We start from the raw sequence: 21099 nt of genomic DNA on the forward strand, positions 1-21099 counted from the left end.
ATGACTCAGAGTACGACCCTCTCCGCTCCCCTGCGCCTGCTCGTCCGCCTGCCGCTCTGGCAGCAGATCCTCATCGGCCTGGCCCTCGGCGTCGCCGCCGGCATGGCCTTTGGCGCAGACGCGCAACTACTGGCACCGATCGGCACGCTGTTTCTCAATGCGATCAAGATGCTTATCGTGCCACTGGTGTTCGTTTCGCTGGTGGCTGGCATCACCTCGATGCAGGACAGCGCCAAGCTTGGCCGCATCAGCCTGAAGACCATCGCCATCTATCTGGTGACCACTGCCTTCGCGGTCAGCATCGGCCTGCTGTTCGGCGCGCTGTTCAGCCCCGGCGAGGGGATGAACATGGTTGCCAGTGGCAGCGAGCAGGCCAAGCAGGCGCCCTCGCTGGTGTCGATCCTGGTCGGCCTGGTACCGGCCAACCCGGTCACCGCCTTTGCCGAAGGCAACATCCTGCAGATCATCGTTTTCGCCATCGCCCTGGGCGTCAGCATCAACCTGATCGGCGAGCGCGGCGCGCCGGCGGTGCGCCTGTTCGATGCGCTGGCCGAAACCTTCTACAAGCTCACCGACCTGGTGATGCGCGTCGCGCCCATCGGCGTCTTCGCCCTCACTGCCGGTGTGGTCGGCAGCCACGGTGCCGAAGTACTGCTGCCGTTGGCGGGCGTGATCGGCGTGATCTACCTGGCCAGCATCGCCCATGTCCTGCTGGTCTACGGCGGCCTGCTCGGCCTGCTGGCGCGGCTCAACCCGCTGCGTTTCTTCCAGGGCATCGCCCCGGCACTGGCGGTGGCATTCAGTACGTCGAGCAGCTCCGGCACGCTGCCGGTGTCCATCGAATGCGCACGCAAGAACCTCGGCGTATCGGAAGGTGTGGCCGGCTTCGTATTGCCAGTGGGCGCGACCATCAACATGGACGGCACCGCGATCTATCAGGGCGTGCTCGCACTGTTCATCGCTCAGGCCTTCGGCATCGACCTCAGTGCCGGGCAGTACGCGATGATCATCCTCACCGCGACGCTGGCCTCCATCGGCACCGCCGGCATCCCCGGCGCCGGGCTGATCATGCTCGGCCTGGTGCTCACCGCTGCCGGCCTGCCGCTGGAAGGCGTGGCGCTGATCGCCGGAATCGACCGCATCCTCGACATGGCGCGCACCACGGTGAACGTCGCCGGCGACCTGATGACCACCACCCTGGTCGGTCGTAGCGAGCAGGAGCTCGACCGAGCGGTGTACGACGCCAGCAACAAGGAGTGAGCGCCGTCTGGAGACCTGCCGCTAGCTCGGCAGGTCCCAGGCGTGACGCAGGCGTTGCAGCGCGGCGATGATTTCCACTTCCGGAACCGCCGCAAAACCCAGCACCAGACCGCCCGGTGCGCCTCTCGGCGCCTGACCGTCCAGCCAGTAGTCGCCCAGCCCGTTCATTTCCACCCCCGCCGCTCGCGCCGCGGCAACCAGCTCGGCTTCGCGGGTCTGGCCGTGCACCGGCACGCACAGATGCAGCCCGGCATCCACCGCCGGCAACGCGCCGCAACCAGGGATCGCCTCTGGCCAATGCTGAAGCAAGGTGTCGCGGCGCACCCGGGCGGCCTGGCGCATACGGCGCACGTGACGCTGAAAATGGCCGGCGGCGATGAACTCCGCCATCACCATCTGGCTGCTAATGTCCGAGTGACGAATATCCAATGCGCGGCGACGGGCGAAGGCCTCGGCCAGGCCGGGAGGCAACACCAGGTAGCCGAGGCGCAGCGCGGGGAAGGTGATCTTGCAGAAGGTGCCGACGTAGAGCACCCGCCCCTGCCGGTCCAGCGCCGCCAAAGGCGTCAACGGCGTGCCGCTGTAACGGTACTCGCCGTCGTAGTCATCCTCGACGATCCAACCCTCGTTGCGTTCGGCCCACGCGAGCAATTCCAGGCGCCGCGCCAGCGACAGGGTCACACCGGTCGGGTACTGATGCGAGGGCGTGACATAGGCCAGCCGACAGCCTTCGATCTGCGCGAGGGCGGCGGTATCCAGTCCCTCGCCATCCACCGCGACCCCACACAGCTCGGCGCCAGCCACGGCGAAGGCATGGCCGGCGGCGCGGTAGCCGGGGTTTTCCAGCGCTACGCGATCACCAGGCTGCACCAGCAGCTGGGCGCAGAGGCTGATGCCCTGCTGCGCGCCGCAGGTAATCACCACTTGGGACGGATCGCAGTTCAGCCCGCGGCTGCTGCGCAGGTAGGCCGCTACCAGTTCGCGCAAGGCAGGCTCACCCGCCGGGTCGCCATAACCCAGGCGCGCTGGCGATGGCTTGCGCCAGAAGCGCGCCGTGAGCCGCGCCCAGGTTTCGAAGGGGAACAGATCGAAGGCCGGCACGCCGATGCGAAAGGCCCTCGGCGCACCGCTCACGGGTAGCGCAAGGTGATTGCGCTGCAGGCGCAACAGCGCCTCGGTCGGCACTACCCCGGAAGCAGGCGGCTGCATCAGCGGCCGCGCGCTGCCGAGTTCCACCACGTAGGTGCCATCGCCTACCCGGCCTTCGATGTAGCCCTCGGCGTAGAGCTGATCGAACGCCCGGGTAACGGTGTTGCGTGACACCGCCAGCAATGCCGCCAGATCGCGACCGGCCGGCAGCCGACTTCCTCCAGCCAGACGTCCGTCGAGGATGCGCTCGCGCAGGGCCTGATAGAGCTGGCGTGTCAGCCCCTGACTGCGCTCCAGACAAATGCCGGAAAGATCGACGGGCAATGGGGGTGTGGTCGGCATAGGTCGCATTGGCTCTATCAAAGTCACAAGTAATGGATCTTACAGCGGGCCAATATCCTGCCTAGCATGACGCCACCACGCCAGAGACTGTCGCCATGTACCTGTCCGCCGCCTTTCGCCAGGATGATCGTGATGAACTGCATCGTCAGATGCGCGCCACGCCGTTCGCCCTGCTCACCAGCGCAGGAGCGGACGGTGTCCTCGCCAGCCACCTGCCGCTGCTGCTGCTGGAACCGGACGAAGGCGAGTTCGGCACGCTCTACGGGCACTTCGCCAAGGCCAATCCGCATTGGCGCGAGCTGCCGGACGGCTGCGAAGCGCTAGCCGTGTTCAGCGGCCCTGACGCCTACGTCAGCCCCAGCTGGTATCCGGCCAAAGCAGAGCACGGCAAGGTCGTACCGACTTGGAACTACATCGCCGTGCATGCCCGCGGCCCAGTGCGGCTGATCGACGACCGCGACAGCCTGCTGCAGATCGTCAGCCGCCTCAGCGATCAGCATGAAGCCAGCCGCCCACAGCCCTGGGCCGTAAGCGATGCACCAGACGACTACCTGGACGCCATGCTGCGCGCCATCGTCGGCTTCGCCCTGCCGATTCGCCGGCTGAAGGGCAAGTGGAAGCTCGGGCAGAACCGCTCGCCGGCGGACCAGGCCGGGGTTCGCCAGGGTCTGGCCGCCTCGCTCGATCCACGCGACCAGGCCCTGGCCGCGCGCATGCCCATCACCGACTGAAGAGGAATGCACCGTGAGTGACATCCGCCCTATCACCGCTGCCGACCACGCTGTCTGGAGAGAACTCTGGCAGAACTACCAACGCTTCTACGCCGCTGCGATTGCGGAGCAGACCAGCGACCTCACCTGGCAACGCTTTCTCGATCCAGCCGAGCCTATGCATGCTGCACTGGCCTGGCATGAAGACCACGCCATCGGCCTGGTGCACTGGATCTTCCATCGCAGCTGCTGGACCCGCGGTGACTACTGCTACCTGCAGGATCTCTACGTGGCCGAGGGCACCCGCGGCAAAGGCATCGGTCGGGCGCTGATCGAGCACGTCTACGCCGAGGCCGCAGCCGCTGGTGCCTCGCGCGTCCACTGGCTGACCCAGGAGACCAACTATACGGGGCGTATGCTCTACGACCGCATCGCCGAACGCTCGGGCTTCATCCAGTACCGCAAGATCCTCTGAGCCTTCACTCGATGCCGAACAGCCCGTTCTCCACATGCGGCGTCGACAGGCGCTCGCGGATGTCCAGGTCGATGCGCGGGTCGTCCGGGCTGTAGAGCATCACCTGGCGATAGGCGCTGACCCGGTTGATCTCGCGACCCAGGTATTCCCACACCACCGAGGTGCACGCCGGCGTGCGGCGGTCGCCCGAGGAGACGCCGGTCTTCAGGCCGTTGAGCCGGGTGATGCGGCTCTTGAAGCTGGGAATGAGGATGGTCTGGCTCATCTCGTTGAGCGTCAGCGATTCGTAGTCGATCAGGAACAGTCGGTCCTGCAGGCCGAACGCGGCACCCAGATAGCGGCAGCGCACCCAGTCCTCGGCGTCGCCGAGGGTCGGACTGGCGCGTTCCTGGCGCTCCTGGCGCTCGAACAGGTACAGGCCGTTCTCCTCGCGCAGGTGTACCAGCGACAGCAGGATGCTGCCCGGTACCGACATGCAGTTGGCGTATTCGAAGTAGTAACCGCAGTAGCGCGACAGGCTGGTGGCGTGCTCGCGCAGTGGCTGCAGCAGCGCCAGCAGCGGGTCGGTTCGCGGCTGCGCCTGGGCTTCCGGATGACGGGCGCCGACCAGCCGGGCGAACTGTTCCGGCGGCATCTCCAGCTCGTAGCCTTCGACGCCGAAGAAATCGCCGATGCGCTTGAGATTGAACGGTGTCGGGCGGCTCTGCCCGCCCAGGTACTTGTTGAATTGCGCTCGATTGATGGCCAGCTTGCGACACACCTCGGCAATCGAGCGGTAGTGACTGCAGAGCAACTTGAGGTTTTCGGCGAGATGGGAAGTCACAGGGATGCCCTGAAGTTTGGCGCGAGTGCCGCCATTCTAGCATCAGGTCGCGCCACATCGCGGCCACCTGCGAAATTGTCCTACCGCCGCTACTGTTGAAACATCCCCCGCTTGCACGGCGCAGCGGCGCGCGCCGGCACCCTAACAACGACAACAAGGTGAACATTGCCATGCTCGACCTTCTGAATGACCTCATTTGGAGCAAGCTGCTGATCGTCATGCTGATCGGCCTCGGTCTGCTCTTCACGATTCGCTCCGGCTTCGTCCAGTTCCGCTATTTCGGCAACATGTTCACGATCTTCGGCCACGCCTTCGAGCGTCAGCCGGGACAACTCTCTTCCTTCCAGGCGCTGATGCTCTCGGTCGCTGGCCGGGTCGGTGCCGGTAATATCGCCGGCGTCTCGGTGGCGATCATGCTCGGTGGCCCGGGCGCGATCTTCTGGATGTGGGTGGTGGCGCTGGTGGGTATGGCGACCAGCTACTTCGAGTGTTCGCTGGCGCAGCTGTACAAGCGTCGCGAGCCGGACGGCACCTACCGCGGCGGCCCGGCGTTCTACATCCAGCATGGCCTCGGTCAGCGCTGGTTGGGCATCGTGGTCTCGATCCTGCTGCTGATGACCTTCGGCTTCGGCTTCAACGCCGTGCAGTCGTTCACCGTCGCCAGCTCGCTGCATGACACCTTCGGCGTGCCGACCGTGGCCAGCGGCATCGCGCTGACCGTGGTGATCGCCGGCATCATCTTCGGCGGCATCCGCCGTATCGCCAAGTGGGCGGACGTGCTGGTACCCGTCATGGCGTTCTCCTACCTGGCCATGGCGCTGTTCGTCATCGGCAGCAATTTCAGCGCGATTCCGGAAACCTTCGGCCTGATCTTCCGTAGTGCCTTCGGTCTGGAGCAGGCGTTCGCCGGCGGCATCGGCGCGGCGATCCTGATGGGCGTCAAGCGCGGCCTGTTCTCCAACGAGGCGGGCCTGGGCAGCGCGCCCAACGTCGCTGCGGTTGCCGAGGTCAAGCATCCGGTGGCGCAGGGCATCGTGCAGTCGCTCTCGGTGTTCATCGACACCATCATCCTGTGCAGCTGCACCGCGCTGATCATCCTGCTCTCCGGTGTCTACGAGCCGGGTATGGACCAGGCCGGCGTGGTGCTGACCCAGAACGCCATGGCCGCCGTCGTCGGCGAGTGGGGCCGGGTGTTCGTCAGCGTCGCGCTCCTGCTGTTCGTGTTCACCACACTGATCTACAACTACTACCTGGGCGAGAACGCGCTGGGCTTCTTCACCGAGAAGCGCATGCCGGTGGTGATCTATCGCATTCTCGTGGTGATCCTCGTGCTCTGGGGTTCAGTGCAGGACCTGGGCACCGTGTTCGCCTTCGCCGACGTGACCATGGGCCTGCTGGCGATTGCCAACCTGATCGCCGTGGCCCTGCTGTTCAAGGTCGGCCTGCGCCTGATGCGCGACTATGATCGGCAGATCCGCGCCGGTATCGAGCAACCCGTGCTCGACCCGAAAGACTTCGCCGACCTGGATCTCGACCCGGCCGTGTGGAAGGCGAACATGCCCGCCACGCCAGAGACCGAGCGCCGCTAAACGCTCCGACGCGACCGGCCAGCCCTCTGCGCAACTGCGCACGGGGCTGGCCCCATCCGCCTGTTTTCCTGATGGCCTGCGCCGAACGAGCGAGGAGCGCGTGTGAACCAATCAATCGAACGCCTGCTGGTGCTCTACACCGGCGGCACCATCGGCATGCAACAGAGCGCCGCCGGACTGATGCCAGCCTCCGGCTTCGAAGCCCGCATGCGCGAGCAGCAGGTCCGCGAGCCGGGGCCGCTGCCGAACTGGACGTTTCAGGAACTGCAGCCGCTGCTCGATAGCGCCGACATGCAGCCGCGCCACTGGCTGCAGATGGCACGGACCATTCGCGAGGCCGTCACTGAAGGCAGTTGCGACGCGGTCCTGCTGCTGCACGGCACCGACACCCTGGCTTACAGCAGCGCGGCCTTGTCGTTCCTGCTACTCGATCTGGAAGTACCGGTACTGCTGACTGGCGCCATGCTGCCGGCCGGCAGCGAGGGCAGCGATGCCTGGCCCAACCTGTTCGGCGCCATGCGCGCATTGCAGGCGGGTCGCGTTGAGGGCGTGCGTCTGTTCTTCAATGACGTGCTGCTGCACGGCGCGCGGGTCAGCAAACTGCGCAGCGACGCCTTCGATGCCTTTGCCGAAGCGCCGCGCAAACGCTCAGCCGCAGTGGTCGGCGAACGCCCGCCCTTGCTGCTGCCGCAGCAGCTGGCGCAGGTCGTGGTGCTGCCGTTGTATCCCGGCGTCGGCGCTGCGCAGGTCCGCGCGCTGGTCGCCAGTGGTGCCCAGGCGCTGCTGCTCGAGTGCTATGGCAGCGGTACCGGTCCGGCCGGTGACGCCGACTTCGTCGAAGCGCTGCGCACGGCGCACGGACAGGGCGTGGTGCTGGCGGCAATCAGCCAGTGCCCGGGCGGCCACGTCGATTTCGGGGTGTACGCCACCGGCAGTGGCCTGCGCGATGCCGGCCTGATCTCGGGCGGCGGCATGACCCGCGAAGCGGCGCTGGGCAAGCTCTTCGCCCTGCTCGGCGCCGGTCTCGACCAGGCTCAGATCGAGCACTGGTTCTGCCGTGACCTTTGCGGCGAAATGGCCGACTGACAACCACCGCCACTGCAGAATGCGCGCTGCCGCGCAGCGCGGGTGCTGCCGGGTGGCGGGAGTGGCCCGGCACCGCTAACCTTGCTCGCGCCAACAACAAATAAAAAAGCGTCAAGGAGCCGATGCCATGGCCAGATCCCGAACTGCCGGGGCGCTGTTCGCCCTGCTCATCAGCGCTGCGTTCGCCGCCCAGGCCGAGCTGCCCGCCAATTACGCAATCACCCTGCAGACCGATACCTTCCCGCCCTTCAACATGGGTCCCAACAGCAAGAGTTTCGCCCGTGGCGACGACGTGCAGGGGATCGATGCCGATACCGTGCGCGACATCTTTCGCCGTGCCGGCATCGCCTACAACCTGACCCTGCGCGGCCCGTGGAACCGGCTCTACGAGCAGACCCGCCAGCAGTCCGCCCACGGCCTGTTCTCGGTGGCGCGAACGCCGCAGAACGCCGGACTGTTCAAGTGGGTCGGCCCGCTGGCGCACCATGACAGCGTGCTGCTGGCGCCGGCCGGCAAGGGTCTGAAGTTCGACAGCCTGGCGCAGGCCCAGGGCTACCAGATCGGCGGCCACGCCAATGGCAGCGTCAGCCTGCACCTGGAAAGCCAGGGCATCACCACCAGCAACAGCCTCAACGACGCGGAGAACCTGCGCAAACTGCTGACCGGACGCATCGACCTGTGGGCGGTGGCCGATCCGGTATGGCGCTATTACGCCCAGCAGCAGGGCGTCGATGAAAGCCAGCTGCAGGTGGTGCTGAGCTATCGCAGCGAGCCCATGTACCTGGCGCTCAGTCCCGACACCCCGGAGGAGGTCGTCAGCCGCCTGCAGAACGCCCTCGACGAAGTGATTGCCGAGGGCTACGCCGGTTGCAGCAAGACACCGGATCTGTGTTACCTGATCCAGAACCGCAGCAAAACCCTCGCCGGCAGCCGCTGAGGCCTACGGCTGCGCCTCAGCTCTGCTGGTAGCGCGGCCGCGGCGTGGCCATTGGCAACGGACCGTCGCCGATCACGCGCCATTCGCCACGCTCGGCATCGTAGGCACGGATGGCGCTGGTTTCGATGTCGTACAGCCAGCCGTGGATGAACAGCTGACCACTGGCCAGCCGCGCCGCTACTGACGGATGGGTGCGCAGATGATCGAGCTGGGCCACCACGTTCTCCGCGGTGAGGATGCCGAGGGTGTTGTGGTTGGCGCAGCCACAGTTCTGCTCGACGACGATCTTCGCCACCTCGGCATGGCGCAGCCAGGCCTTCACGGTCGGCATGCGCTTCAGCTCGGCGGGGTTGAGCACGGCCTTCATCGCGCCGCAATCGGAATGGCCACAGACAATGATGTGCTGCACGCCGAGGGCCATCACGGCGAACTCGATGGCCGTCGAAACACCGCCGTTCATCTGCCCGTAGGGCGGCACCACATTGCCGACATTGCGCGTGACGAACAGGTCGCCAGGCGAACTCTGGGTGATCAGCTCGGGGATGATCCGTGAATCGGCACAGGTAATGAACATGGCCCTGGGCGTCTGTTCGTGGGCGAGCTTCTTGAACAGCTCGCGCTGCTCGGGGTAGACCTCTTCACGAAACCGCCGGACTCCGGAAACGATCTGCTCCAGGGCCTCCTGAGCGGTTTCGCTCCTCCTGTCGTCATTCATTGCTCGGTTCTCTCCATAGGGTTAACGGGTTGCGGCGCATCAGAACACCGACCAGCCGATGCGCTGCGACAGCGCCTCGAGCGCGGCCATGCCGATCAGCGAATTGCCGGCAGCGTTCAGCTCCGGCGACCACACGCAAACGGTGAAGCGCCCCGGCACCACCGCAACGATGCCGCCACCAACGCCGCTCTTGCCGGGCAGGCCGACGCGGTAGGCAAAGTTGCCGGCCTCGTCGTACAGACCGCTGGTGGCCATGATGGCATTGACCTGCTTGGCCTGACGCGGCGCCAGGATCACCTCACCGCTCTGCGGGCAGCTGCCCTCGCGGGCGAGGAAGGCGAAGGCCCGGGCCAGGTCGATGCAGTTCATGCGCAGCGCACAATGATGAAAGTAGCTGCGCAGCACTGCCTCCACATCGTTGTGGAAATTGCCGAAGGCCTGCATCAGGTAAGCCATGGCGGCGTTGCGTGCACGGTGCTGGTATTCGGACTCGGCAACGCGCGTGTCCGAGACGATCTGCCGGTTGCCGGACAGATGCCGGACGAAATCGCGCATCGACAGCTCAGGGGTGGCGAAGCGCGACTGATTGACGTCGCAGATCACCAGCGCACCGGCGTTGATGAACGGATTGCGCGGCCGGCCGCGCTCGAACTCAAGCTGCACCAGCGAATTGAACGGCTGGCCGGACGGCTCGTGGCCGAGGCGTTCCCACAGTGATTCACCGCGGTGTCCGATGGCCTGCACCAGGCTGAAGACCTTGGAAATGCTCTGGATCGAGAACGGCGTTTGCGCGTCGCCGGCCTCGAACACTTCGCCATCGGCACTGCACACGGCGATACCGAGCTGCTCGGCCGGGACGTCCGCCAGCGCCGGGATGTAACTGGCCACGCGCCCCTGCCCGAGCAGCGGGCGCACCTCGTCGAGAATCTCCTGCAGCAGGGCTTGCATCGGCAGCTCCATCGGTCCTGGGTCGAAGGTGGACGTCCGCCGTTCGAGGGGCATCACAGACGATTCAGAACTTCTCGGGGCGCAAAACGGCAACCTCGGCGAGGTAGCAGACCATGGCGAAATGTTCGTAGTAGCGGGCCTGCAGGTGCTCGGCAATGCGCTCGGCGATCTCGCGGCTGCAGATCACCTCCACGCGGATATTGCCGTCGGTGTCCCAGCCTGCACTGCGCACGCCGCGGCTGCCGCTACCGCGGGCATCCGACAGCGTCCAGCCGGGCGCGCCAAGGGTTTTCAGGTCGGCGACCAGTTTGTGTTCCAGCGCGGCTTCGCAGATCACGGTCAGCAGCGTTCGATTGTGCGCGTTCATCTCAGAACCCCCAGGCGATCAGCCGCTCGGCCAGGGCCAGGTAGAGCGGTATGCCGATCAGGATGTTGAACGGAAAGGTGATGCCCAGCGAAGCAGTCAGCGACAGAGACGGATTGGCCTCCGGCACCGCCAGACGCATAGCCGCCGGCACCGCGATGTAGGACGCACTCGCCGCCAGGGTGGCGAGCATCGCCGTACCGCCGAGCGACAGGCCCATGAAGCGCGCCAGCATGGCACCGATCAGCGCGCCGATCAGCGGCATGATCAGGGCGAAAGCGGCGAGCTTGATGCCGTAACGCTTGAGCGAACCCAGCTGGCCAGAAGCGATCAGGCCCATCTCCAGCAGGAAGAACGCCAGCACCGGTTTGAACATGCTGGTGTACAGGGGTTCGAGCGGCTTGATCGCCTCCTTGCCGGCAATCGCGCCGATCAGCAGGCCACCCAGCAGCAGCATGATGCTCTTGCCAAGGAAGATTTCGCGGCCCAGCTCCTTCCAGTCGGTTTCGCGCGAGACGCCCTTGGCCAGCAGGATGCCGACCAGGATCGCCGGGATTTCGAGGATCGCCACGAACAGCGGCATATAGCTCTCGAAGAAGATCTCCCGCGCAGCCAGATAGGCCACTACCACCGCGAAGGTACCGGCACTCACCGAACCATAGTGCGCGGCTACCGCCGCTGCGTTGACCCGGTCGAAGCGCAGGCCGCGCAGCAGGACGAAGGCCAGGATCGGCAACAGCACACCGAGCGCCAGCACCAGCAGCGACTGGCCGAGCAACGCGGCACTGGCCTGCTCGGCGAGTTCCACCCCGCCGTGCAGACCGATGGCCAGCAAGAGCACGATAGACAGCGTCTCGTAGAGCGCCGGGGGCAATTTCAACTCGCTCTTCACCAGCCCGGCGAACAGGCCGAAGACGAAGAACAGCACTACCGGGTCGATACCCATCTACATTCTCCACAGCTCGGAAATTGAACCGCTCCCTGGTAGACATTGGCTCGAAAAAAAGGAGCCACCCGGGCTCCCAAAGGGGACCTGCTGCCAGCGCCGATCAGCTCGTCGCGCCGTGCGGCTCGCACGGCGCGGCTCGATGGCCCGGATCAGCCCTGACCTGGCGTGATCGCAACGCCAGGCAACCCTTCATTCAGGCCTCGATCTCTATCAAGACTTCTCCCGGGTTCACCCGGTCACCTTTGGCGACGTGAATCGCCTTCACCGTGCCGGCGATCGGTGCCTGGATTTCGGTTTCCATCTTCATCGCCTCGCTGACCAGCACCGTCTGCCCGGCCTTCACCTGATCGCCAACGGCGACCAGCACATCGACCACGTTGCCCGGCATGGTGGTGCTCACATCACCGGGCGCACTGGCCTGCTTGCGCTGACTGCCGCCGCCACCGACGAAGGCGTTGAGTGGCTCGAAGACCACCTCTTCCGGCATACCGTCGATGGACAGGTAGAAGTGTCGCTTGCCCTCGGCCTTGACGCCGACACCGGTGATGTCGACCCGATAGGTTTCACCATGGACATCGATGACGAACTCGGTGGGCACACCACCCTGAGCCGGCGCCGCGGCGGTGCCGGGAATCGGCAACAGCACCTCGGGTTGCAGCGTACCGGCTTCACGCTCCTCGAGGAATTTGCGCCCGATGTCCGGGAACATCGCGTAGGTCAGTACGTCCTCTTCATTCTTGGCCAGCGCGCCAACCTCGTTGCGCAGCTTGTCCAGCTCGGGCGCGATCAGATCAGCCGGACGGCATTCGATCACTTCCTCACTGCCGATGGCCTGGAAGCGCAGGTGCTCGCTGACCGCGGCCGGCGCCTTGCCGTAACGGCCCTGCAGGTAGTACTTCACCTCGGTGGTGATGGTCTTGTAGCGCTCGCCGGCGAGCACGTTGAAGAACGCCTGGGTGCCGACGATCTGCGAAGTCGGCGTAACCAGCGGCGGGTAGCCGAGGTCCTTGCGCACCTTGGGAATCTCCGCCAGCACTTCGTCCATGCGGTGCAGCGCGCCTTGCTCCTTGAGCTGGTTGGCGAGATTGGAAATCATCCCGCCCGGCACCTGGTTGACCTGCACGCGAGTGTCGACGCCGGTGAATTCGCTTTCGAACTGGTGGTACTTCTTGCGCACGGCATAGAAGTACAGGCCGATCTCCTGCAGCAACTCAAGGTCCAGGCCCGTGTCGTAGGGCGTACCGCGTAGCGCGGCGACCATCGACTCGGTGCCAGGATGGCTGGTGCCCCAGGCCATGGAGGAAATGGCGGTGTCGATATGGTCGGCGCCGTTCTCGATGGCCTTGAGCTGACACATGCTGGCGACACCGGCGGTGTCGTGGGAATGAATGAACACCGGCAGATCGATCTCGGCCTTCAGTGCACGGACCAGATCGCCGGTGGCGAACGGGGTCAGCAGGCCGGCCATGTCCTTGATCGCGATGGAGTCGACGCCCATGTCGCGCATGGCCCGCGCCTGCTCGACGAACAGCTCGACGGTGTGTACCGGGCTGGTGGTGTAGGCAATGGTGCCCTGGGCGTGCTTGCCGCTTTTCTTCACCGCACGGATCGCAGTTTCCAGGTTACGCACATCGTTCATCGCATCGAAGATGCGGAACACGTCGATGCCATTCGCCGCCGCCTTGGCGACGAAGGCTTCAACCACATCATCGCTGTAGTGACGGTAGCCCAGCAGGTTCTGCCCGCGCAGCAGCATCTGCAGGCGGGTATTGGGCAGTGCGGCCTTGAGCTGGCGCAGACGCTCCCAGGGATCTTCCTTGAGAAAGCGTACACAGGCGTCGAAGGTGGCGCCGCCCCAGACTTCCAGCGACCAGTAGCCGACGCGGTCGAGCTTGTCGCAGATCGGCAGCATGTCTTCGGTACGCATGCGGGTGGCCAGCAGGGACTGGTGGGCGTCACGCAGGATGGTGTCGGTAACGGTGATTTTCTTCTGGGCAGTCATGATGCGTTCCTCACAGGCCTGCGTGGGCAGCGATGGCGGCGGCGATGGCCAGGGCCAGTTCGCCCGGCTTGCGTTTGATCGAGTAGTTCAGCAGTTCCGGATGGTTGTCGACGAAGCTGGTGTTGAACTGGCCGCTGCGGAAATCCGGGTTGGCGAGAATCTGCTGGTAGTAGGTGGCGGTGGTCTTCACGCCCTGCACGCGCATGTCGTCCAGCGCGCGTGAGCCGCGGGCCAGCGCCTCCTCCCAGGTCAGCGCCCAGACCACCAGCTTCAGGCACATCGAGTCGTAGTACGGCGGAATGGTGTAGCCGGTGTAGATCGCCGTGTCGGTGCGCACGCCGGGGCCGCCGGGGGCGTAGTAGCGGGTGATCTTGCCGAAGCAGGGCAGGAAGTTGTTGCGCGGGTCCTCGGCATTGATGCGGAACTGCAGGGAGAAGCCGCGATGCTGGATGTCTTCCTGCTTGACCGACAGCGGCTGGCCGGAAGCGATGCGGATCTGCTCGCGGACGATGTCGATGCCGGTGATTTCCTCGGTGATGGTGTGCTCCACCTGCACCCGGGTGTTCATCTCCATGAAGTACACCTCGCCATCGGCGAGCAGGAACTCCACGGTGCCGGCGTTCTCGTAGCCCACCGCCTTGGCCGCGCGCACCGCCAGATCGCCGATGTAGGCGCGCTGTTCGGGGGTCAGCTGCGGGCTGGGGGCGATCTCGATGAGCTTCTGGTTGCGCCGCTGGATCGAGCAGTCACGCTCGAACAGGTGCACGGTGTTGCCGAACGAGTCGGCGAGGATCTGCGCCTCGATATGCTTGGGCTCGACGATGCACTTTTCCAGGAACACTTCGGCGCTGCCGAAGGCCTTGGTCGCCTCGGAAATGACTCGCGGGTAGGCCGATTCCAGCTCCGCCTGCGAGTTGCAGCGGCGAATACCACGACCGCCGCCGCCCGAGGTGGCCTTGAGCATCACCGGATAGCCGATGCGCTCGGCTTCGCGCAACGCCTCGGCGAGGTCCCTGACGTTGCCTTCGGTGCCAGGCGTGACCGGCACGCCGGCCTTGATCATGCTGCGCCGCGCTTCGGTCTTGTCGCCCATGCGGCGGATGACTTCTGCCGAAGGACCGACGAACTTGATTCCACGTTCGGCGCAGATATCTGCCAGTTCGGCGTTTTCGGAGAGGAAACCGTAGCCGGGATGCAGTGCATCACAGCCGGTTTCCACCGCCAGGTTCACCAGCTTGCGCGGGTTCAGGTAACCGGCCAGCGGGTCCTCGCCGATGAAATGTGCCTCATCGGCACGTTTGACATGCAGGGCATGGCGGTCGGCTTCGGAAAATACCGCCACCGAGCGGACACCCATTTCGGCACAGGCGCGAACGATGCGCACCGCGATTTCCCCGCGGTTGGCGATCAGCAGCTTCTTGATCACGCTGTCTTCCCTCGGATCGTTGAGCAGGCAACCCGCGTGCGGGTCATGATCACTCGCATTTGCAACGAGCCACTTCACCCTACGCCCCACGGGGTGATTACTGAAAATGAATAATTGTTTGCCTGATAATAAGTAATTACTTATACATAGCGGCACACAAGCCTTTTCCTGGCCGAACGGTCAACGCTCCCGTAGCGACCGCATGCAGCTTCGAAATTCAATAAAAAGCAGAGAACGTGATGCGAAAATCACTGATGCGCATGACATTGCGCCAGCTTCAGGTATTCCGCGCCGTCTGTGAGACGCTCTCCTACAGTCGCGCCGCCGAAGAAATGGCGCTGACCCAGCCCGCCGTCAGCCTGCAGATCAGACAGCTGGAAGAACTGGTTGGGCAACCGCTGTTCGAGTACGTCGGCAAGAAGCTCTACCTCACCGATGCCGCCGACGCGCTGCAGCGCGCCAGCACCGATATCTTCGGCCGGCTGGACAGCCTCGACATGCAGCTGTCGGATCTGCAGGGTTCGCTGCAGGGCCAGCTCAACCTTGCCGTGGAGTCCAGCGCCAAGTACATCACGCCGCATCTGTTCGCCGCCTTCAAGCGCCTGCACCCGGAGGTCAGCCTGCAACTGGTGGTGGTGAACCATGCTCAGGCGGTCAAGCGCCTGTCGGTCAGCCGTGACGACCTGCTGATCATGTCCCAGGTGCCCACCGACATGGATCTGGAGTTCATGCCCTTTCTGAACAACCCGATCATCGCCGTGGCGCCACCCGGACATCCGCTGTGCCACGCAGCCACGCTTTCCCTGCAGGACCTCACCGGCTATCCGCTGCTGGTGCGCGAGCCTGGCTCAGGCACACGGCGGGCCGGCGAAGACTATCTGCGCCAGAAGCGCGCGCATTTCGCCCAGACCATCCAGGTCGCGTCGCTGGACGCGCTGCGTGAGTGCGTGGTGGCAGGCCTTGGCCTGGCACTGCTGCCGCGGCACGCCGTGCACCTCGAACTGGCCAGCGGGCTGTTGCGCGAGCTGCCGGTGGCGGAGCTGCCGCTGTATCGCAGCTGGTGCGTGGTGCATCCGCGCAGCAAACGCCTGAGCCCGGTGGCTCAGGCGTTCTTCGCCTTCCTCCGTGAAGAGCGCGCGCAGATCAGTGTGCTGGCGGAGCGCTTCGCCGGCTCGCCGACGACTGCCGCAACGAGCTGAGCACCAGCGCATCGGCGTAGTCGTTCAGCTCGGCATGCAGCTGGCGTTGCTCGGTATAGCTCTCGATGGCGCGGCGAAACCGCATGCGGCGCTCATCCTGCTGTTTGCGGCGGGACTTGCTGTCGAGCTGGCTGGTGTCGTCGGTGTGCCGGAGCATGAGTGATCTCCCAGAACAGGTAACGGGAGATCAGCATCGACGCCAGGAATGACAACCTGAAGTCAGCGCCATGACGCGCCGATGAAAAAGCGCGGCACCGCTCAGTCGTCGTGCGACTTGACCTTCTGCGGCGACAGACGAAGGCTGCGCAGGCTGCGCTTCACGCTCTTGAGGTGGTTGACCAGGCTCGGCCCGCGCGCCATCGCGACACCCATCGCCAGCACGTCGATCACCACCAGATGGGCGATACGCGAGGTCAGCGGGGTGTAGATCTCGGTGTCTTCCTGCACATCGATGGCCAGGTTGATGGTGGCCAGCTCGGCCAGCGGTGTCTGGCTCGGGCAGAGGGTGATCAGCGTCGCACCGGACTCACGCACCACGTTGGCGGTGATCAGCAGATCCTTCGAGCGCCCCGACTGCGAGATGCAGATCGCCACATCGGTGGGCTTGAGCGTCACCGCCGACATGGCCTGCATGTGCGGATCGGAATAGGCGGCAGCCGACAGCAGCAGGCGGAAGAACTTGTGCTGGGCATCGGTGGCCACCGCGCCGGAGGCGCCGAAGCCGTAGAACTCGACGCGCTCGGCCTTGGCCATCGCCGCAATGGCGCGCTGCAGCGCTTCGGGGTCGAGCCGCTCGCGCACTTCCATCAGCGTGTGCAGGGTGGTGTCGAAGATCTTCAATGCAAAGTCGGCCACCGAGTCGTTCTCGCTGATGGCGAACTGACCGAAACTGGCACCGGCAGCCAGGCTTTGCGCCAGCTTGAGTTTCAGATCCTGGAATCCCAGACAACCGATGGCGCGGCAGAAGCGCACGATGGTCGGCTCGCTGACCCCGACCACATGGGCCAGGTCAGCCATGGAACTGTGCATCACCGACGCCGGATCGAGCAGGACATGGTCGGCCACCTTCAACTCCGACTTCCGTAGCAGGCTTCTCGACTGGGCGATGTGTTGCAGCAGATTCACGTTGCGGACTCGCTATGCTCACTCTGAGGGCCGATTCAGGCGCGACAGGCGCCGCTCGGTCGTCAGCGGGTTGTAGTGGGGCGGTAGTTATACTACAAGCCTCGCCATGCCGCCCATTTTTTGGCCTCTAGGAGTGCTTCTGTGTCGATTTCCTGTGACATGCTCGTGTTCGGCGGAACCGGTGACCTGACTCTGCACAAACTGCTGCCGGCGCTCTACCACCTGCACCGCGACGGTCGCCTGCACGCCGACGTGCGCATCCTCGCCCTGGCGCGCAAGAAGCTCGATCGCGACGGCTACCTGGCCCTGGCCGAACGCCACTGCCGCGCCCAGGTCGCTCGTGCCGACTTCAGCCCGGACACCTGGCAGGCCTTCGCCCAACGCCTCGACTATTTCGCCATGGACGCCTCCCAGCGCGGCGACTACGTGCGCCTGGCCCAGCACCTCGGCCAGGCTGAAGGTCGTGTCCGGGTGTACTACCTGGCGACCGCGCCGGATCTGTTCGAGCCGATCGCCGTCAATCTCCAGAGCGCCGGCCTGGCCGGCGACGATGCGCGCATCGTGCTGGAGAAACCCATCGGCCACTCGCTGGATTCGGCGCTGGAGATCAACGAAGCGATCGGTGCGGTGTTCCCCGAGTCACGCATCTATCGGATCGACCACTACCTGGGCAAGGAGACGGTGCAGAACCTCATGGCGCTGCGCTTCGCCAACGCGCTGTTCGAGCCGATCTGGCGCGCCGGGCACATCGACCACGTGCAGATCACCGTCGCCGAAACCCTCGGCGTGGAGAACCGCGGCGGCTACTACGACAACGCCGGCGCCATGCGCGACATGCTGCAGAACCACCTCTTGCAGCTGCTCTGCCTGGTGGCGATGGAAGCGCCGGTGCGTTTCGACGCCAAACACATCCGTGGCGAGAAGGTGAAGGTGCTCGAAGCGCTCAAGCCGATCACCGGCAACGACGTGCTGGACAAGACCGTGCGCGGCCAATACGGCGCCGGTCGCATCGGCGGCCACGACGTGCAGGCCTACTACTTCGAGCCCAACATCGACAACGACAGTGACACCGAAACCTTCGTCGCGGTGAAGGCCGAGATCGACAACTGGCGCTGGGCCGGCGTGCCCTTCTACCTGCGTACCGGCAAGCGCATGGCGCGCAAGCGCTCGGAAATCATCATCACCTTCAAGCAGGTGCCACATCTGCTGTTCAGCAAGGGCGAAGTGAATCGCCTGGTGATCAGTCTGCAACCGGAAGAAAGCATCAGCCTGCAGCTAATGGCCAAGGCGCCAGGCAAGGGCATGCAGCTCGAGCCCGTGGAGCTGGACCTGAACCTGGCGCATGCCTTCAGCAGCACGCGGCGCTGGGAAGCCTACGAGCGGCTGCTGCTGGATGTGATCGAAGGCGATTCGACCCTGTTCATGCGTCGCGACGAGGTTGAGGCGGCCTGGAATTGGGTCGACCCGATTCTGCGCGGCTGGGGCAGCTACTACCGCAAACCGCGGCCGTATCCCGCTGGCGAAGACGGCCCGGAACAGGCCCATCAGTTCATCGAGCGGCAGGGTCATCGCTGGTGGCAGTGAAGGCGGCCTGAGCAACTCGCTCGCAACTTCGCCACAGCGCCCGTATTACGCGGGATAGAGCGGATATAGGTACTTTCCGAAAGCCGGTGAATATGACAGCGGCAACTAGCCTGAGCAACTAGCATTGCCGCGTCATTATCGACCTTCATATTCACGACATATCTCCTGAATATAATCGGCCGCGCACCGTGCGTAATTAGCAGCGCTCAGGAGCCGATTACTCACCGATATAGAGCACTGCACTCCGTCGCTCTCGATCTACCAATGACTGCTCGTACCGACGGGACATTCGCGGCGCCAGCCTGAAGGCGCAACCCAGCACGAATGCAGCCTCCAGCGGCATCAGCTCGTTTATCGAAGAACTTTTGCAATTCTCCGCCATCGAACTTCCCGGGCAAGCCCGGCAAGTATCAGAGCAACTCCGATGCAGCAAAAAGAAACAGACTGAAACAGTCTCCTCGCCATCGCCGCTATCACGCGGGCTGCAGCGATATATACACGCCTCCGCACTTCGCATATTGGGAAGTTCGGGTTGAGAATATGTCCGCGATATGCCTACCCTAAAAAGGAATTCAATCAACAACCCCAAAGGCATTGTTTTGAGTTTCCCCACCGTAGTGCTCCGTCGCCCCACCGACGGCGACGGTTACAACCTGCATCAGCTGGTGGCGCGCTGCCAGCCCCTCGATACCAATTCGGTCTACTGCAACCTGCTGCAGTGTTCGGATTTCGCCGATACCGGCATCGCCGCGGAGAACGCTCAGGGCGAACTGGTTGGTTTCATCTCGGGTTACCGCCCCCCTTCCCGTCCGGACACCCTGTTCGTCTGGCAGGTCGCCGTCGACAGTTCGATGCGCGGTCAGGGCCTGGCCCTGCGCATGCTGCTGGCGCTGACCGCTCGGGTCGCCCGTGAGCACGACGTGCGCTTCATGGAAACCACCATCTCGCCGGACAACGCGGCATCCCAGGCGCTGTTCAAGCGGGCCTTCGACCGCCTCGACGCTGACTGCACCACGCGCACGCTGTTTTCCCGCGCCGCGCATTTTGGCGGTCAGCACGAGGACGAGGTGCTCTACCGCGCCGGCCCGTTCACCGTTTCCCATCTAGAAGAAGAGCTCAAGGAGCACGCATGAAAACTTTTGAACTGAATGAATCCAAGGTTCGTAGCTACTGCCGTTCCTTCCCCGTGGTCTTCAACCAGGCCCAGGGCGCCGAACTGGTCACCCAGGACGGCAAGCGTTACATCGACTTCCTCGCCGGTGCCGGCACGCTCAACTACGGGCACAACCACCCGGTACTCAAGCAGGCGCTGCTCGAGTACATCGAGAACGACGGCATCACCCACGGCCTGGACATGTACACCGCGGCCAAGGAGCGTTTCCTCGAAACCTTCAACCGCCTGATCCTCGAGCCGCGCGGCATGGGCGACTACCGCATGCAGTTCACCGGCCCGACCGGCACCAACGCGGTGGAAGCGGCGATGAAGCTGGCGCGCAAGGTCACCGGGCGCAACAACATCATCAGCTTCACCAACGGCTTCCACGGCTGCAGCATCGGCGCGCTGGCCGCGACCGGCAACCAGCATCACCGTGGTGGCTCCGGCATCAGCCTCACCGACGTCAGCCGCATGCCGTACGCCAACTACTTCGGCGACAAGACCAACACCATCGGCATGATGGACAAGCTGCTCTCCGACCCGTCCAGCGGCATCGACAAGCCGGCCGCGGTGATCGTCGAGGTGGTGCAGGGTGAAGGCGGTCTGAACACCGCGTCGACCGAGTGGATGCGCAAGCTCGAGAAGCTCTGCCGCAAGCACGAAATGCTGCTGATCGTCGATGACATCCAGGCCGGTTGCGGCCGCACCGGGACCTTCTTCAGCTTCGAGGAAATGGGCATCCAGCCGGACATCGTCACCCTGTCCAAGTCGCTGTCCGGCTACGGCCTGCCTTTCGCCATGGTGCTGCTGCGCCAGGAGCTGGACCAGTGGAAGCCGGGCGAGCACAACGGCACCTTCCGCGGTAACAACCATGCCTTCGTCACCGCGGCCGCGGCCGTCGAGCACTTCTGGCAGAACGACGCGTTCGCCAACAGCGTGAAGGCCAAGGGCAAGCGCATCGCCGACGGCATGCAGCGCATCATCCGTCGCCACGGCCCGGATTCGCTGTACCTCAAGGGCCGCGGAATGATGATCGGCATCAGCTGCCCGGATGGCGACATCGCCGCCGCGGTCTGCCGCCACGCCTTCGAGAACGGCCTGGTGATCGAGACCAGCGGCGCCCACAGCGAAGTGGTCAAGTGCCTCTGCCCGCTGATCATCAGCGAAGAACAGATCGACCGCGCACTCGCCATCCTCGACAAGGCCTTCGCCGCCGTGATGAGCGAGCAGACCGAAAACCAAGCTTCCTGAGGTATTCGC

The 21099-nt window shown here is 64.7% G+C and carries 20 protein-coding genes; 10 read left to right on the top strand and 10 right to left on the bottom strand.

Annotated features, from left to right (window positions below):
• On the top strand, positions 1-1260 hold the full coding sequence (locus BHD08_RS13210) for a dicarboxylate/amino acid:cation symporter (RefSeq protein ID WP_125022780.1): 1260 nt from the start codon (positions 1-3) through the stop codon (positions 1258-1260).
• 21 nt (positions 1261-1281) lie between these two features.
• Here BHD08_RS13210 and BHD08_RS13215 read toward each other — a convergent pair whose 3' ends face one another.
• Positions 1282-2751: a PLP-dependent aminotransferase family protein gene (locus BHD08_RS13215; RefSeq protein WP_125022782.1), complete on the bottom strand. Its 1470-nt coding sequence runs from the start codon at positions 2749-2751 to the stop codon at positions 1282-1284.
• 95 nt (positions 2752-2846) lie between these two features.
• Between BHD08_RS13215 and BHD08_RS13220 the strand changes: the two genes are divergently transcribed.
• Positions 2847-3482, top strand: coding sequence for an FMN-binding negative transcriptional regulator (locus BHD08_RS13220; RefSeq protein ID WP_125022784.1), 636 nt, complete (start codon positions 2847-2849; stop codon positions 3480-3482).
• 13 nt (positions 3483-3495) lie between these two features.
• A complete protein-coding gene (locus BHD08_RS13225) occupies positions 3496-3936 on the top strand; it encodes a GNAT family N-acetyltransferase (protein ID WP_125022786.1) in 441 nt (146 codons plus the stop codon).
• A 4-nt stretch (positions 3937-3940) separates the two neighbouring features.
• Here BHD08_RS13225 and BHD08_RS13230 read toward each other — a convergent pair whose 3' ends face one another.
• Positions 3941-4759, bottom strand: a complete 819-nt coding sequence (locus tag BHD08_RS13230; protein WP_125022788.1) for a helix-turn-helix transcriptional regulator — start codon at positions 4757-4759, stop codon at positions 3941-3943.
• 170 nt (positions 4760-4929) lie between these two features.
• Between BHD08_RS13230 and BHD08_RS13235 the strand changes: the two genes are divergently transcribed.
• The 3 genes from BHD08_RS13235 (at position 4930) to BHD08_RS13245 (ending at position 8371) form a co-directional block, all read left to right on the top strand.
• Positions 4930-6348 carry a sodium:alanine symporter family protein gene (locus tag BHD08_RS13235; RefSeq protein ID WP_125022790.1) on the top strand — a complete coding sequence of 473 codons (1419 nt, stop codon included), beginning with the start codon at positions 4930-4932 and terminating at the stop codon, positions 6346-6348.
• 102 nt (positions 6349-6450) lie between these two features.
• On the top strand, positions 6451-7434 hold the full coding sequence (locus tag BHD08_RS13240) for an asparaginase (RefSeq protein WP_125022793.1): 984 nt from the start codon (positions 6451-6453) through the stop codon (positions 7432-7434).
• Between the two features lie 127 nt (positions 7435-7561).
• Positions 7562-8371, top strand: coding sequence for an ABC transporter substrate-binding protein (locus tag BHD08_RS13245; protein WP_125022795.1), 810 nt, complete (start codon positions 7562-7564; stop codon positions 8369-8371).
• A 16-nt stretch (positions 8372-8387) separates the two neighbouring features.
• On the opposite strand, the gene BHD08_RS13250 is transcribed toward BHD08_RS13245, so the two are convergent.
• From BHD08_RS13250 to BHD08_RS13275, 6 genes are all read right to left on the bottom strand, one after another.
• Positions 8388-9086, bottom strand: a complete 699-nt coding sequence (locus tag BHD08_RS13250) for a carbonic anhydrase (protein ID WP_125022797.1) — start codon at positions 9084-9086, stop codon at positions 8388-8390.
• 39 nt (positions 9087-9125) lie between these two features.
• Complete coding sequence (gene glsB / locus BHD08_RS13255) at positions 9126-10034, bottom strand: glutaminase B (protein WP_015278715.1); 909 nt, start codon at positions 10032-10034, stop codon at positions 9126-9128.
• A gap of 64 nt (positions 10035-10098) precedes the next feature.
• The gene (locus BHD08_RS13260; protein ID WP_015278716.1) at positions 10099-10401 is read right to left on the bottom strand and encodes a DUF3240 family protein; all 303 of its coding nucleotides are present in this window, start codon (positions 10399-10401) and stop codon (positions 10099-10101) included.
• Position 10402: 1 nt separating this feature from the next.
• Entirely contained in the window at positions 10403-11344 is a 942-nt protein-coding gene (locus BHD08_RS13265; protein ID WP_015278717.1) for a sodium-dependent bicarbonate transport family permease, read from the bottom strand.
• 196 nt (positions 11345-11540) lie between these two features.
• Positions 11541-13349, bottom strand: a complete 1809-nt coding sequence (gene oadA / locus BHD08_RS13270; RefSeq protein WP_125022799.1) for a sodium-extruding oxaloacetate decarboxylase subunit alpha — start codon at positions 13347-13349, stop codon at positions 11541-11543.
• A gap of 10 nt (positions 13350-13359) precedes the next feature.
• Positions 13360-14775, bottom strand: a complete 1416-nt coding sequence (locus tag BHD08_RS13275) for an acetyl-CoA carboxylase biotin carboxylase subunit (RefSeq protein ID WP_015278719.1) — start codon at positions 14773-14775, stop codon at positions 13360-13362.
• Positions 14776-15029: 254 nt separating this feature from the next.
• Between BHD08_RS13275 and BHD08_RS13280 the strand changes: the two genes are divergently transcribed.
• Positions 15030-15974 carry a LysR family transcriptional regulator gene (locus tag BHD08_RS13280; protein ID WP_177412678.1) on the top strand — a complete coding sequence of 315 codons (945 nt, stop codon included), beginning with the start codon at positions 15030-15032 and terminating at the stop codon, positions 15972-15974.
• On the opposite strand, the gene BHD08_RS13285 is transcribed toward BHD08_RS13280, so the two are convergent.
• Together BHD08_RS13285 and hexR are read right to left on the bottom strand one after the other, a co-directional pair.
• Complete coding sequence (locus BHD08_RS13285; RefSeq protein WP_015278721.1) at positions 15919-16131, bottom strand: PA3496 family putative envelope integrity protein; 213 nt, start codon at positions 16129-16131, stop codon at positions 15919-15921. The two genes, BHD08_RS13280 and BHD08_RS13285, sit on opposite strands and share 56 nt — an antisense overlap.
• A 101-nt stretch (positions 16132-16232) precedes the next feature.
• Positions 16233-17099, bottom strand: a complete 867-nt coding sequence (gene hexR / locus BHD08_RS13290; RefSeq protein WP_015278722.1) for a transcriptional regulator HexR — start codon at positions 17097-17099, stop codon at positions 16233-16235.
• A gap of 159 nt (positions 17100-17258) precedes the next feature.
• On the opposite strand from hexR, the gene zwf reads away from it, so the two are divergent.
• From zwf to ectB, 3 genes are all read left to right on the top strand, one after another.
• The gene (zwf, locus tag BHD08_RS13295) at positions 17259-18683 is read left to right on the top strand and encodes a glucose-6-phosphate dehydrogenase (protein WP_218567509.1); all 1425 of its coding nucleotides are present in this window, start codon (positions 17259-17261) and stop codon (positions 18681-18683) included.
• 617 nt (positions 18684-19300) lie between these two features.
• Complete coding sequence (ectA, locus tag BHD08_RS13300) at positions 19301-19816, top strand: diaminobutyrate acetyltransferase (RefSeq protein WP_177412679.1); 516 nt, start codon at positions 19301-19303, stop codon at positions 19814-19816.
• Positions 19813-21090 (top strand): diaminobutyrate--2-oxoglutarate transaminase, encoded by a 1278-nt coding sequence (ectB, locus tag BHD08_RS13305; protein ID WP_125022807.1) that lies wholly within the window; start codon positions 19813-19815, stop codon positions 21088-21090. The genes ectA and ectB overlap by 4 nt, the downstream gene beginning before the upstream one ends.
• Positions 21091-21099 lie beyond the last annotated feature (9 nt).

Source organism: Pseudomonas sp. SCT (assembly GCF_003864275.1).
Lineage (GTDB): Bacteria > Pseudomonadota > Gammaproteobacteria > Pseudomonadales > Pseudomonadaceae > Stutzerimonas > Stutzerimonas stutzeri_AE.